General features: G+C 54.4%; 13 protein-coding genes. 2 read left to right on the forward strand and 11 right to left on the reverse strand.

The features are described 5' to 3' along the window. Window positions 1–81 precede the first annotated feature (81 nt). On the reverse strand, window positions 82–1,299 hold the full coding sequence (gene fabB, locus PMPD1_RS15410) for a beta-ketoacyl-ACP synthase I (protein ID WP_173634882.1): 1,218 nt from the start codon (window positions 1,297–1,299) through the stop codon (window positions 82–84). A 156-nt stretch (window positions 1,300–1,455) separates the two neighbouring features. Here fabB and mnmC point away from each other — a divergent pair, with 156 nt between their 5' ends. Next, entirely contained in the window at window positions 1,456–3,465 is a 2,010-nt protein-coding gene (mnmC, locus tag PMPD1_RS15415) for a bifunctional tRNA (5-methylaminomethyl-2-thiouridine)(34)-methyltransferase MnmC2/FAD-dependent 5-carboxymethylaminomethyl-2-thiouridine(34) oxidoreductase MnmC1 (protein ID WP_173634883.1), read from the forward strand. 47 nt (window positions 3,466–3,512) lie between these two features. Here the strand turns inward: mnmC and PMPD1_RS15420 are convergent, their stop codons facing one another. The 6 genes from PMPD1_RS15420 to prmB form a co-directional block, all read right to left on the reverse strand. Further along, the gene (locus PMPD1_RS15420) at window positions 3,513–3,794 is read right to left on the reverse strand and encodes a YfcL family protein (protein ID WP_173634884.1); all 282 of its coding nucleotides are present in this window, start codon (window positions 3,792–3,794) and stop codon (window positions 3,513–3,515) included. Window positions 3,795–3,826: 32 nt separating this feature from the next. Next, a complete protein-coding gene (locus PMPD1_RS15425) occupies window positions 3,827–4,375 on the reverse strand; it encodes an elongation factor P hydroxylase (RefSeq protein ID WP_173636245.1) in 549 nt (182 codons plus the stop codon). 76 nt (window positions 4,376–4,451) lie between these two features. Beyond that, window positions 4,452–5,252, reverse strand: a complete 801-nt coding sequence (locus tag PMPD1_RS15430; protein ID WP_173634885.1) for a sulfite exporter TauE/SafE family protein — start codon at window positions 5,250–5,252, stop codon at window positions 4,452–4,454. Window positions 5,253–5,260: 8 nt separating this feature from the next. Continuing rightward, entirely contained in the window at window positions 5,261–6,085 is an 825-nt protein-coding gene (gene mepA, locus PMPD1_RS15435; RefSeq protein ID WP_173634886.1) for a penicillin-insensitive murein endopeptidase, read from the reverse strand. A 4-nt stretch (window positions 6,086–6,089) separates the two neighbouring features. Further along, on the reverse strand, window positions 6,090–7,175 hold the full coding sequence (gene aroC, locus PMPD1_RS15440) for a chorismate synthase (RefSeq protein ID WP_173634887.1): 1,086 nt from the start codon (window positions 7,173–7,175) through the stop codon (window positions 6,090–6,092). A 20-nt stretch (window positions 7,176–7,195) separates the two neighbouring features. Continuing rightward, window positions 7,196–8,128: a 50S ribosomal protein L3 N(5)-glutamine methyltransferase gene (gene prmB / locus PMPD1_RS15445; protein ID WP_173634888.1), complete on the reverse strand. Its 933-nt coding sequence runs from the start codon at window positions 8,126–8,128 to the stop codon at window positions 7,196–7,198. Between the two features lie 208 nt (window positions 8,129–8,336). Between prmB and smrB the strand changes: the two genes are divergently transcribed. After that, a complete protein-coding gene (gene smrB, locus PMPD1_RS15450) occupies window positions 8,337–8,888 on the forward strand; it encodes an endonuclease SmrB (RefSeq protein ID WP_173634889.1) in 552 nt (183 codons plus the stop codon). Window positions 8,889–9,028: 140 nt separating this feature from the next. Here the strand turns inward: smrB and sixA are convergent, their stop codons facing one another. The 4 genes from sixA to PMPD1_RS15470 all read right to left on the reverse strand — a co-directional run bounded on the left by sixA (window position 9,029) and on the right by PMPD1_RS15470 (window position 13,636). Then, window positions 9,029–9,511 (reverse strand): phosphohistidine phosphatase SixA, encoded by a 483-nt coding sequence (gene sixA, locus PMPD1_RS15455; RefSeq protein ID WP_173634890.1) that lies wholly within the window; start codon window positions 9,509–9,511, stop codon window positions 9,029–9,031. Between the two features lie 170 nt (window positions 9,512–9,681). Then, on the reverse strand, window positions 9,682–11,832 hold the full coding sequence (gene fadJ, locus PMPD1_RS15460; RefSeq protein ID WP_173634891.1) for a fatty acid oxidation complex subunit alpha FadJ: 2,151 nt from the start codon (window positions 11,830–11,832) through the stop codon (window positions 9,682–9,684). Between the two features lie 3 nt (window positions 11,833–11,835). Continuing rightward, complete coding sequence (gene fadI / locus PMPD1_RS15465; RefSeq protein WP_173634892.1) at window positions 11,836–13,146, reverse strand: acetyl-CoA C-acyltransferase FadI; 1,311 nt, start codon at window positions 13,144–13,146, stop codon at window positions 11,836–11,838. A gap of 193 nt (window positions 13,147–13,339) precedes the next feature. Then, window positions 13,340–13,636 carry a YfcZ/YiiS family protein gene (locus tag PMPD1_RS15470; protein ID WP_173634893.1) on the reverse strand — a complete coding sequence of 99 codons (297 nt, stop codon included), beginning with the start codon at window positions 13,634–13,636 and terminating at the stop codon, window positions 13,340–13,342. Window positions 13,637–13,898 lie beyond the last annotated feature (262 nt).

Genomic DNA, 13,898 nt, shown 5'->3' on the forward strand with positions numbered 1-13,898 from the left:
TATAAAAAACATTTTTGGATGCTTAAAATGCAAAAAGGGGCACGTTCAACACGCGCCCCTTTTTACTGACTTTATTTCTTATTACTGATATTTACGCATTGTCAGCGTGGCGTTAGTGCCGCCAAAACCGAAGCTATTCGACATCACGGTAGTCAGCTTTTTCTCGGTCGGTTTAGTGACGATATTCAGGCCTTCACCCGCCGGATCGAGTTGCTCAACGTTAATGCTCGGCGCAACAAAACCATGCTCCAGCATTAGCAACGTATAGATAGCTTCCTGCACACCCGCCGCGCCCAGTGAGTGACCCGTCATCGCTTTGGTCGCTGAAATGGCCGGCGTATTATCGCCAAAGACTTCACGAATCGCGCCCAACTCTTTCACATCGCCCACCGGCGTTGATGTACCGTGAGAGTTAAGATAATCAATCGGTGTGTCTACGCCCTGCATCGCCATCTTCATACAACGCACCGCGCCCTCGCCAGACGGCGCAACCATGTCCGCGCCATCAGACGTCGCGCCATAGCCAACGATTTCCGCATAGATATGCGCACCACGCGCCAACGCGTGCTCCAGCTCTTCAACCACCACCATACCGCCGCCGCCTGCGATCACAAACCCATCGCGCTCGGTATCATAAGTACGGGAGGCTTTTTCTGGCGCATCATTATACTTCGTTGACAACGCGCCCATGGCATCAAACTCACAGGCCATTTCCCAGCACAGCTCTTCACCGCCACCGGCGAAAACCACATCTTGCTTACCCAGTTGAATTTGCTCAACCGCATTCCCGATGCAGTGCGCGGAGGTCGCACAGGCGGAACTGATAGAATAGTTAACGCCATGAATTTTAAACGGCGTCGCCAGACAAGCGGAAACGCCAGACGCCATCGCTTTGGTGACCACATAAGGCCCCACGGCTTTCAGCCCGCGCGGGCTACGCATCGCGTCAGCGCCAAATACTTGAAAACGCGGAGAGCCGCCGCCGGAACCTGCAATCAGGCCAACGCGCGGGTTGTTCTGATACTGTTCGTCGGTCAAACCGGAATCTTTAACCGCCTGTTCCATGGAGAGATAAGCATAAATTGACGCATCACTCATAAAACGCACGATTTTGCGATCAATGAGGCCGGTGGTATCCAGTTTAACGTTACCCCAGACGTGACTACGCATGCCGGAGTCTTTCATTTCCTGAGAGAAGGTAATGCCAGAGCGGCCTTCACGCAGAGATGCCAGCACCTCTTCCTGGTTATTACCAATGCTGGAAACGATACCCAGGCCAGTAATCACTGCACGTTTCATTAAAATACCTCTTCCACTTCAAATTAGGAGTCGACGTGCACTCTAGCTTACACTTGTACGCCGAACAAGTCCGATCAGCGTTTTACTTTTGTAAATTTGCGTCATGTGACTTAGCTCGCTAAAATCGCGGCACTGCCTGATTAACGAGCCATTCCCGTGAAGTTATCCCCGATTGAGCACGCCAAACTTGCCTGGAATGATCGGGGTACACCTGTATCCCGAGAATTCGATGATGTCTATTTTTCCAACCAAAACGGGCTTGAAGAGACGCGTTACGTATTTCTTGACGGTAATCAGCTTCCCGCGCGTTTCAGCCAACATCCGCGCGATCTCTTTATTGCCGCAGAAACCGGCTTTGGTACCGGATTAAACTTCCTCACGCTTTGGCAAGCGTTCGACCACTTCCAGCGCGCTCAGCCGCAGGCGCCATTACAGCGTTTACATTTTATTAGCTGCGAGAAATTCCCCCTCACCGCCGAAGACCTCGCCGCCGCCCACGCCCATTGGCCAGAGCTGGCTGATTACGCCAAGCAACTACAGGCACAGTGGCCGGTCGCCCTGCCCGGTTGCCATCGTTTACTGCTGGATGGCGGGCGTATTACGCTCGATCTGTGGTTTGGCGATATTAACCAACTTATTGATACCTTTGATGACAGTCTTAATCGCCAAGTCGATGCCTGGTTTTTAGATGGTTTCGCACCGGCAAAAAATCCGGATATGTGGACACCGGCGTTGTTTCAAAGCATGGCGCGCCTAGCGCGAGAAGGCGCAACGTTGGCGACCTTTACCGCCGCCGGTTTTGTGCGCCGTGGGTTGCAGGAGGCCGGGTTTAACATACAGAAACGCAAAGGGTTTGGGCAGAAGCGCGAAATGTTAGTCGGCCACCTGGTTGCGGCGCCATCGCTAGCCGCGCGTGCGCCGTGGTATGCCCGCCCGGCCGCCAGCATCGGCGATTACGCGATTATTGGCGGCGGTGTCGCCAGTGCGTTATTAGCGCTGGCCCTGCTACGTCGGGGTAAAAGTGTCACACTCTACTGTCGTGATGCGGCGGCGGCGCGTAACGCTTCCGGTAACCGTCAGGGCGCGCTCTATCCGCTGATTCATCATCAGGACGCGGCTATTCAACACTTTTTCCCTGCCGCCTTTACCTTCGCACGTCGGCTCTATGACACGCTACCAGTTGAATATGAACACGCCTGGTGCGGCGTAACCCAACTTAGCTGGGATGATAAAAGCGCCGCGAAAATCGCTAAGATGCTTAGCACCGGCCTGCCGCCAGAAATCGCTTACGCTGTTGACCAGAAACAGGCGGAGAGATTGTCTGGCGTGGAAACCGGATGCGGCGGCATACATTATCCGCATGGCGGCTGGCTCTCGCCGTCCGAATTAACCACCGCCGCGATTGCGTTGGCGCAGCAACGTGGGTTACGCATTCATTGGTTGCATCAACTTGATGCCGTGGAGCCACAGGAAGACAGTTGGCGTTTGCAATTTTCTGCAGGAAACGACGCGCGGCACACTACGGTGATCCTTGCCAGCGGGCACCACATCGCCAGCCTGCCGCAAAGTGAGCAATTGCCGGTCTACCCGGTAAGTGGGCAAGTGAGCCACATTCCGACCGGCCCGGCGCTGAGCGCCTTAAAACAGGTATTATGTTACGACGGTTATTTAACCCCGGTCAGTTCGCGCTTTGGCACCCATTGTATCGGCGCCAGCTATCATCGCGGTGACACCACCACCGACTACCGCGAAACCGACCAGCAAGAAAATCGCGCGCGTCTATTACACTGCCTGCCCGATAGCGCCTGGCCGCAGTCGGTCGATGTTAGCGAACGTCAGGCACGCTGTGGCGTGCGCTGTGCAACGCGCGATCATCTGCCGATGGTTGGCGCGCTGCCAGACTATGCCCGCACGCTCACGCAATATCAAACCTTGCCCCACCAGCGTGAGCGCGGCGAAGATATTGCCAACGCGCCGGTCTGGAAAAATCTCTTTGTGTTGGGCGCGCTGGGTTCACGTGGTTTATGCAGTGCGCCGCTGGCGGCAGAGATCCTCGCGGCGCAGATGTGCGGCGAACCGATTCCACTGGATGGTGCAACGCTGGCGGCGCTGAATCCAAACCGTTACTGGCTGAGAAAGTTATTAAAGGGAAAACCGGTCGAATAGAGAAAACATAGCGCGGGCGGCAGAGCGCCGCCCGCGGGGGAAATAAATCAGGCGGACTGCCGGGCCTGCAAAAACAGATTATCCCACATGCCAATCACCAGCGCCTGATCGCGCGGCGAAAGTTCGCCTGCCGCAATGGCATTTTGCAAACTGTTCTGCACCTGAATCTGTAGCGCTTCCGGCGTGTGATTGCCAGACTGCTCAATTTCAGCAACCGCCAGCGTGAGGTGACCGCGCAGATAACCGCTGGCAAACAGCTCATCGTCACTGGCGTGCTCAACCATATCGTCAATCAGGGCCAGAATACGCGACTCAAATTCTGCGATCATGTCTCTTCCTCTTCTTCAAATTCACCCTCCGTTCAGCACGCATCTTCCGGCCAGGAAAATTGTGCCGCCGTCAGCGGAGGCGTTGAGTAAAATGCGCGAAGCGCTTCAATTAAACGTGCCGGGCGAGCGGGAATGCCCTTTTCCAGGTAAACCATCACCTGCGCATGAACTTTGCGCTGAAACGCGACACGATCGGGCTCACAATCTCCGCTGAGATTGTCACAACTTACGTTGAAGGGGAAGCCTGCCGCGACGCAAAACAACCATTCCAGAGCCTGCGGTTTAATTTCTACCTGTTCAAACTGACTTTGCGTTTGCGCATCGCGCCCATCCGGGCAATACCAGTAGCCAAAATCCTCTAATTTGCGGCGTTCGGCACCGGCAATACACCAGTGGGAAATTTCATGTAATGCGCTGGCATAAAAACCGTGAGCGAACACAATTCGATTCCACGGCGATTCATCATCAGCCGGAAGATAAATCGGTTCGTCATCGCCTTTAATTAGACGGGTCTGAAAATCGTCGCTAAAACAGCGATCGAATAAGGTTATTAAATCTTGGTAACGGTGTGTTGTAGCGATCATTTTATTATTCATGGCGTAAAAAAACGCGCAATTGTCGCATTAACGCCCGCCGGTTTCGAGTACTATTCTGCACTTATAGCAGATGGGTAAACCACGCGGCAATCTGCGTGCCGTAATTGTCATACAGCAGCTTACTGCTCATCACCGCTGAGACGATGACCACCATTGGACGGATCAGTTTCTGCCCACGGCTCAGCACCATATGCGCCCCAAGCCGCGCGCCAATAATCGCGCCAACCAGCATGATTAAACCGGTGCCCCACACCACCTTACCGCCAAACATAAAGAACAGCAGGCTGCCAATATTAGAAGTGAAGTTAAGAATTTTGGCATGGGCGGTAGATTTCGCCAGGTTATAGCCACACAGCGTCACAAAGGCCAGCGCATAAAATGAACCGGCGCCAGGGCCAAAAAAACCGTCATAAAACCCTACGCAACCACCCGCAACCAAGGCAAACGGCAAACCATGCAGACGCCGCACCCGATCATCCTCACCGAGACGCGGCATCAATAAAAAATAGACCCCGATGCCGATAATTAATAACGGCAGTACCTGACGTAAAAACTCAGCCTGAATATGCTGAACCAGCGTCGCTCCGGCAATCGCGCCCAAAAAGGTCATGGCGATATTCAGCCGCTGTTCGCGCAACTTCACCGCGCCACGCCGAATAAAATAGAGACTGGCAGAGAAGGAGCCGCCAACCGATTGCAGTTTATTGGTCGCCAGCGTTTGGGCGGGCGATAGCCCGGCGGCCAATAACGCCGGAACGGTTAACAACCCGCCGCCACCGGCGATCGAATCAATAAAGGCCGCCAGTACGGCGACCAGAAACAGCACCCCGACGACCGCCGGGCTGACAACAAACCAGTCCATCCCGCTTCCTATAGTAAATGTTTATCCAGTAGCGCCTGACAGGATGGCGGCAACGGTGGCGGTGTGCGTTTAACCGGTGCCCCACTTTTCGGTGGCGGCGGCAAAAACCAGCTTTGTAATTCCGCGCCACAGCCATCGCCCGGCGGCGGCGGCGGTTGATCGATACATTCGCGGCTCTCTGGCGGGCAGCGTAGGCGCACATGCATATGGGCGCGGTGCCCAAACCACGGGCGCACTTTACGTAACCAGTCGCGATCGCTACCGGCATCGGCGCACAGTTGCTGTTTAATCGCCGGGCTAACAAAAATACGCGTAACCTCGTTATCTTTTGCCGCCACTTTCACCAAGCTGTCAATTTCCGGCCGCCAGTGACGCGCCACCACCTGTTTACCGTTCGCCGACACCAGATCGAGCGGCTGGGGTTTTAACAACATTTGCTCGCTCCAGCGCGTTTTAGGTAATTGCAGCCAAATATCGACATCCAACCCCGACTGATGGCTGGCATGGCCGCTACTAAAACGCCCACCCGCCGCCATCCCCATATCGCCAATTAACACTTGGCCCAACCCCAGTTGATGGATTTGGGTACTCAGGCGCTGAATAAACAGAATCAAATCGGGATGACCATAAAAACGACGCTGATCCTGACGCATAACCTGATAGTCCGGCGCTTCCAGCGGCAACGGACGCGCGCCGATAATGCAACCGTTAGCAAACGCGCCAATTGACTGCGCTGGCCCGGCGATCGGTTGGCGGATGCTCTGCCACGGCGTCGCCGCCAGCGCGGCGGCCGAAAACACTAGCGCAGAGAGTGTAATCAGGATCTTTTTCATCGCATTACCAACGTGGAACCGTTGAGTTAACCTCCGCGCACTGTGCGCGATGACGCAATAAATGATCGATCAGCACAATCGCCATCATCGCCTCGGCAATCGGCACCGCGCGGATCCCCACGCAGGGATCGTGACGGCCTTTCGTGATCATCTCTACCTCTTCACCGGCCCGGTTTATGGTTTTGCCCGGTACGGTAATACTGGAGGTTGGCTTCATCGCCAGGTTGGCGATAATCGGCTGACCGCTGCTAATGCCGCCCAGAATGCCGCCGGCATGGTTGCTTTGGAAACCATCGGCGCGAATTTCATCGCGATGTTGGCTACCGCGCTGATTTACCACCGCAAAACCGTCGCCGATTTCAACGCCTTTCACGGCATTAATACTCATCAACGCGTGGGCTAAATCCGCATCAAGCCGATCAAACACCGGCTCACCCAGCCCGGCGGGAACATTTTCCGCCATCACGGTCACTTTAGCGCCAATCGAATCGCCCTCTTTTTTCAGGCTACGCATCAGCTCATCCAGCGCTTCCAGCTTATCAGGGTCCGGGCAGAAAAACGGATTTTGCTCCACCTGGTCCCAGGCTTTCAGTTCACAAGCCACGTCGCCAATTTGCGCCAGATAACCGCGTACTTGCACGCCAAACTTCATCGCCAGATATTTTTTGGCAATCGCGCCTGCCGCCACTCGCATTGCGGTTTCGCGCGCCGAAGAACGCCCGCCGCCGCGATAATCGCGTAGGCCATATTTTTGCTCGTAGGTGTAATCCGCATGTCCCGGACGAAACAGATCCTTAATCGCGCTGTAATCTTGCGAACGCTGGTCGGTATTCTCAATGATGAGACCAATGCTGGTACCGGTCGTCACGCCTTCGAATACGCCAGAAAGGATCTTTACCTGGTCCGGCTCACGGCGTTGGGTGGTATAGCGCGAGGTACCCGGGCGACGCCTGTCGAGATCGTGTTGCAAATCAGCCTCAGTGAGTGGAATACCCGGCGGCACGCCATCAACAATGCAGCCTAAAGCAAGACCGTGTGATTCACCGAAGGTGGTGACGCGAAAAAGTTGTCCGATTGTATTTCCGGCCATTTCGGCTCCGTTCTAAGTCGTTAATCTTTGAAAAATTTAAAATGATGCTGCGCGTCGAGAATCTGCTGTTTGGTTAGCATAAACACGCCATCGCCGCCGTTATTGAATTCCAGCCAGGTAAACGGCACATCCGGATATTGTTCGATCATATGTACCATACTGTTGCCGACTTCGCAGATCAGAACGCCCGTATCGCTGAGGTAATTCGGCGCACAGGCCAGAATACGACGGACCAGCTTCAACCCGTCACTGCCCGCCGCTAATCCAAGCTCAGGCTCGTGGCGATACTCGTTCGGCAGGTCATCCATATCGTCGGCATCAACATACGGCGGATTCGTGACGATTAAATCGTAAGGGATCGCCGGTAAATCACGGAACAGGTCGGAACGAATTGGCGTCACATGATGGATTAAGCCATGGTTTTCAATATTTTGTTCAGTAACGGCCAACGCGTCCCAGGAAATATCCACCGCATCGACCTCCGCTTCCGGAAAGGCGTATGCGCAAGCAATGGCGATACAGCCGCTGCCGGTGCACATATCAAGAATATGGCGCGGCGCCTGCCCGATTAAACCGGCGAAACGGTTATCAATCAATTCACCAATTGGCGAACGCGGGACTAAGACACGCTCATCAACGTAAAATTCATGGCCGCAAAACCACGCTTTATTGGTCAGGTAAGCTACCGGCACTCGCTCATTAACGCGGCGGATCACGCGCTCAACAATACGGTGACGTTCGCTGGAGGTGAGGCGTGCATTACGCATCTCTTCCGGAATATCGAGCGGCAGCCACAAGGTAGGCAACACCAGTTGAACGGCTTCGTCCCAGGGGTTATCTGTACCGTGCCCATACCAAATATTCGCTGCGGAGAAACGGCTCACCGCCCAGCGCAGCATGTCCTGAATGGTATGCAGTTCGCTGACTGCCTCATCGACGAAAATTTTGTCCAAGTTGCCCTCCACAGGCAAAGCCAATAATACGCCCGCTAGTTTGCCATGAAGCGGGGGATAATTCAGCGCGAGCGCGTGAAAAAGCTCACTTTTGTTTATATCCGGCAACAAGACAAGGTAGACTCGGACATCAAACCGGGACATTCAGCGCCACCAGCCGCGATGCCCCCGCCTGATGGCGCCATGACAGCGACGGTATCACTGTACGATGAAAAAAAAACACCACCTAAGCGCGGAAGACCAAACCTTATTCCGCCAGTTGATGGAAGGAACGCGTAAGTTAACCCAGGACACTATTGTCCATAAACCGGTCCGTAAGAAGAGCAACGAAGTTCCGCTTAAACGGTTGCTTTCCGAGCAGGCCGATAACAGTTATTACTTTTCCGATGAGTTTCAGCCGTTGCTGGCGAGCGACGGGCCGGTACGTTACGTGCGTGCCGATGTAAGCCATTACGAGCTTAAGAAGCTGCGGCGCGGTGATTATACTCCGGAGATTTTTCTTGATTTACATGGGTTAACGCAAAATCAGGCCCGCCAGGAACTGGGCGCGCTGATTGCCGCCTGCCGTCGTGACCATCTGTTTTGTGCCAGCGTAATGCATGGCCATGGTAAACATATTTTAAAACAACAGACACCGTTGTGGCTGGCGCAGCATCCGTATGTGATGGCGTTTCATCAGGCGCCGAAAGCGTTTGGCGGCGATGCCGCATTACTGGTATTGATTGAAGTTGAAGAGTGGTTGCCGCCGGAGTTGCCCTAACGCTCACGCATCACAGCCACGGCGGGCGCAATAGCCAATGCAAAACCAAGAATATCCATGCGTCTGTGGATCGGCACCAAAAGAAAAGGCGCCCGCGGCGCCCTCTGTTACTGTTGCTTTGGTTTGTCACCAAACCAGACTTACATTGCCTTCGCCAGTTTAGACGGGCTAACTTGCCATAACAACGTTCCCGTGCCCTGCTCAGCATCAAAATCAATACAAGCAATGGCGGAGGTCGCAAACATGGGCGGCGCTTCCTGTGGGCACAGTTCGGAAACCAGATAGCCGACTAAAGGTAGATGCGAAATCACCAGTGCCGATTCTACCCCTTCATTAGCCAACGTCTGTAAATAACTGGCGACTAAAGCGGGATCGCCGCCTGGCGTCAACTCTGGCAAAACGTCTTCGCCTTCCGGCAGTGAAAGCGCTTCGCGCACCGTTGAGAGTGTCTGCCCGGCACGCAAATAGGGGCTGACCAACACACGCTCAATTTTCAGCGCCTGGCCATTAAGCCAGCTCGCCATCTGACGTGACTCATGGCAGCCGCAATGCGTTAGAGGCCGCACCGAATCACTTGCCGCATCCAGGGCTGCATCGCCATGACGCATGATAAAAACTTGCATAAAGCACCGCTGTTGTTTAACAAAATCGCCGGGAACACAGGCTCACCGACTCTTCATTCTGCGAATGAACGCTGTGTTGTAACTCAATGCCCAAAGCCAAGTCAACCGATTGTTTATTAAATAAGCGCATCTCAGAACAGTGCCGATCGCGCGCTATTGCGCCATATTTTCTAAGGCACTGAATCGCTATGGTTATTGCCAGTTTCCACTGAATTGTAAAACTTTTCGCCATTTTCAGCCCGTCGGCGTAAAGCTTCGCAAGGGGAAAAACGCGCGCCATGTTGTTGCATAAGGGTGGTTAATGTATCAACCACATTTGTTGCGCCCAATGTATCCAGATAACGAAACGGCCCGCCGAGGAAAGGAGGGAATCCGATGCCAAATACCGCGCCAATATCGCCATCGCGCGCATGGCGAATTACGCCTTCATCGAGACAACGCGCCGCCTCATTCAGCATCATCATCACACAGCGGCGCGCAATTAACGCGCCATCTAATTGACGTTTGGGTTGTACGTTAAGTAGACGATAAATATCGCTATCTACCCGCTTTTTCGTTTTACCGTCATAACGATAAAACCCACGACCGTTTTTGCGCCCTTTACGATTATCATTTAGTACCGCATCAAACGCCGGCGGCGCGGCGAAACGCTCACCATACGCCTGCACCAGAATCGGGATAATCTTGGTGCCAACATCAATGCCTACCTCATCCAGTAACTGGATCGGGCCGACCGGAAAACCAAACTGTACTAACGCCTCATCTACCGCCTCGATCGGCTCGCCGTCCAGCACGCAGCGCATGGCTTCATTTATATAGGGCGCCAGGATACGGTTAACGTAAAAACCTGCGCGGTCGGACACGACAATTGGCGTTTTGCCCTGCTTTTTCGCCAGCGCCACCGTGGTAGCGATGGTTTGCGCTGAGGTCGCGGCGTGTGGGATCACCTCTACCAACGGCATTTTATCGACCGGACTAAAGTAGTGTAGGCCAATAACCTGCTGTGGGCGTTGCGCCTGCGCGGCAATCTCGCCAATCGGCAGCGAGGAAGTGTTGGAAGCGAAAACGGTGTCGGGCCTACAATGCTGCTCAACTTCGGCCACCATCTTTTGCTTCAGCGCCAAATCTTCAAATACCGCCTCTATCACGACATCGCGCTGTTGAAACCCCTGATAATCGGTTCCGCCGGAAATCAACGCCATCTCGCGTTGCCGTTCAGCCGCCGTTTCCTGCCGCCGTTTTACCTTTTGGCTCAGTAGCTCCCAACTGTATTTCATCGCATGGTTGATGCCTTCAAGATTAATATCTTTTATGCGCACCGGCAGTTTTGCCCGTGTCGCGGTGACGCTGGCAATGCCACCGCCCATTAATCCGCCGCCCAGTACCGCAATCGAACGCAATGCGGCGGGCTGTGCATCAGCGCCACGCTCTTTTTTCATCGCGGTAGTGGCAAAGAAAATGCTGCGCAACGCGGCGGATTGTGCTGATACTGCCAGTTCGCCAAACGCCTGCGCTTCGGCGTCATAACCACTTCCGCTGCCCTGCTCTAACCCAATACGCACCACATTCAGGATGCGCTCCGTCGCCGGATAATTACCTTTGGTTTTCGCTCGTGTCTGCTTTGTCGCCAGCAAAAACATCAGCTTGCGACCCAGCGGGCCATTCATCAAACGCTCGCGGATGGGTAATGGACGACGCGCTTCACGCGCTTTCAGCGCCAGTTTTACCGCCGTTTCCAGCAAAATCGCTTGCGGTACCGCCTCATCGACTAACCCCAGTTTCAACGCCTGCTTCGGGCGTAGCGTTTTGCCAGTCAACATTAGGTTTAGCGCCTGCGAAGCGCCGATTAAGCGTGGTAAGCGCTGCGTTCCGCCAGAACCGGGCAGTAGCCCCAGTTGTACCTCCGGTAACCCCAGCCGCGTTTTGTCATCCAGCGAACAGACACGTTTCGCGCAGGCCAGCGCCAGCTCTAAACCGCCGCCGAGACAAGGGCCGTGGATCGCTGCCACTACCGGCACCGGAAGCGCGGCTATTTCCGCCATCGCTTTTTGCCCTTGGTGCGCCAGCGCCTCGGCCTCTTCAGCGCTATCACAAGCTGCAATCATCGAAATATCGGCGCCGGCAATAAAGGAATCCGGCTTACCGGAAATAAACACCAGGCCCGCCAGATGCGGATTTTCACGCGCCCGTTTAATCACCTCACGAAGTTGTGTGGCAAAGGCCGCTTTCAGGGTATTCATCTTTTCACCAGGCACGTCAATAACGATCACGCCGACATTGTCTAAGCGCATATCAAGGTGAAATGCTGATTGTTGTTCCATTTGTTACTCCGCCTCCAGAACCATCGCCGCGCCGAGGCCACCTGCCGCGCAGGCGGTAACCAACCCTAATCCTCCGCCACGTCGGCGTAACTCATTAAGCGTTTGGGTTATCATTCGTGCGCCGGTCGCGGCGAAGGGATGCCCGTAAGCGATTGAGCCACCCAACACATTAAATTTTTCTTCGTTCACCTCGCCCATCGCGTGTGGGCGGTTAAGCACCTCACGCGCAAAACGCTCATCGCGGAACAGTTTGAGGTTTGCCAGGGTTTGCGCGGCAAACGCTTCATGCATATCAATGAGCGTGAGGTCATCCAGCGTCACGCCTGCACGTTCGAGCGCCAGCGGTGAGGCATAAGTTGGGCCCAGCAGCATGTCCTGCCAGACATCAATAGCGGTAAACGCGTAACTGCGCAGATAACCGAGTGGGGTAATGCCTAACTCACGCGCGCGCGACTCCGTCATCAGGACAACCGCGGCGGCGCCATCGGTAAGAGGGGTGCTGTTAGCGGCGGTGACGGTACCGTGACGGCGGTCAAACGCGGGACGTAAACGCGCATAATCCTCCGGTCTGGAGGCGGTACGAACGTTATTATCTTGCTGGAATGCGGCGCGCCACGGCGGCACAAATGCCGTCATCACCTCCGCGGCCAGCTTTCCCTCTTCCCAGGCTTTGGCGGCCCGCTGATGAGAGCGGTGCGCCAACGCGTCCTGCTGCTCTCTAGTGATGCCATGTGTTTTCGCCATCTGTTCAGCGGTGTCACCCATACGTAAACCGGTGGAGTACTCGGCGACTGCCGGCGGCACCGGCAGTAAATCACGCGGACGTAACTGGCTAAGGAGTTTTATTTTTTGGCCGAAGGTGCGCGCTTTACTGAGATCGACCAGCGCACGCCCTAATTTTTTGCTCACGCCAATTGGCAACACGGACGAAGAATCGGCGCCGCCCGCAATACCCGCACGGATAGTCCCGGCCAGCAAACTTTCGGTGACATTTGCCACCGCCTGAAAGCTGGTGGCGCAAGCGCGGCTAACGCTATAAGCATCGGTTTCAACACCCAATCCGCTACTCAGCACAATTTCGCGGGCGATATTCGGCGCTTCCGGCATTTGTACCACTTGACCGAATACCAGTTGTTCAATCACCTCAGCCGGAAGTTCGCTACGCGCCATCATTTCACTGACCACCATCCTGCCTAACTCAATGGCGGGGATGCCATGCAGCGCAGTCGCCTGCCGGGCGAATGGCGTGCGTAATCCATGCGTAATCGCGATGCGGTCGCCCTGACGGGTAAGCAAGGGTAGCGCTTTGCTCATTGTTATCACCTGTTAACTGGACCGGCGGCATCATTGCCAAAGAGGTCTGACCTGATCCAGTGTTAACCAGGTTGTTACATTACGCCAAGCGTTAGGAGAGAAAAATGCGAGAACAAACACGCTTTACAAGAAAAGGAAACCGCCAGCATGCGTGGAAACATACTGGCGGCTGGCAAAGTCTATACGGAAGGAGTTAACGCAGGCCGAGTTGGAAAATCAGCGTTTCCGCCTGACAGGCAAAGGTAAAATCTACATTCAGCCTGATCCCTTCCGCTTCCGGCGTGAAACGTGCCTGAACATCACAAGGTTCTGACTCAACCGCACGCGCTTTTTCCGTTAATGTCGCTAACATCGCCTCTGCCTGTTGGCGATCGCTAAACGCCTGTGACCAGGAAGCGGTACAGTCGGTATTATCCATTACGGTTCCAACATCAACACAGCAGCAAGCTGCGGTTTCATTCGCACTGCATTTATTAATGGCATCAGTCATTATTTTCTCCTGATACAGCCGCATCACGGCAGGATATTTATTTACTGCCCATGAGTTTACGCCGACCCGATGGCTATCTCTATGTCAGTGATGAATATCACATTAAATATTGATCGGACGCAATTACCGCACGGTTATTCCACTTTATTGCCCGTTTTTTGTTAAGCAGATCTTATTTCACGCATCATTCTTGAAATATTTAAAAAACAATATTGCAACATATACACAGGTCGGACCTATACTTGCCGCACTGGTCTGATTT

Origin of the sequence: Paramixta manurensis, assembly GCF_013285385.1 — a bacterium.
In the GTDB taxonomy this organism is placed as follows: Bacteria; Pseudomonadota; Gammaproteobacteria; order Enterobacterales; family Enterobacteriaceae; genus Paramixta; species Paramixta manurensis.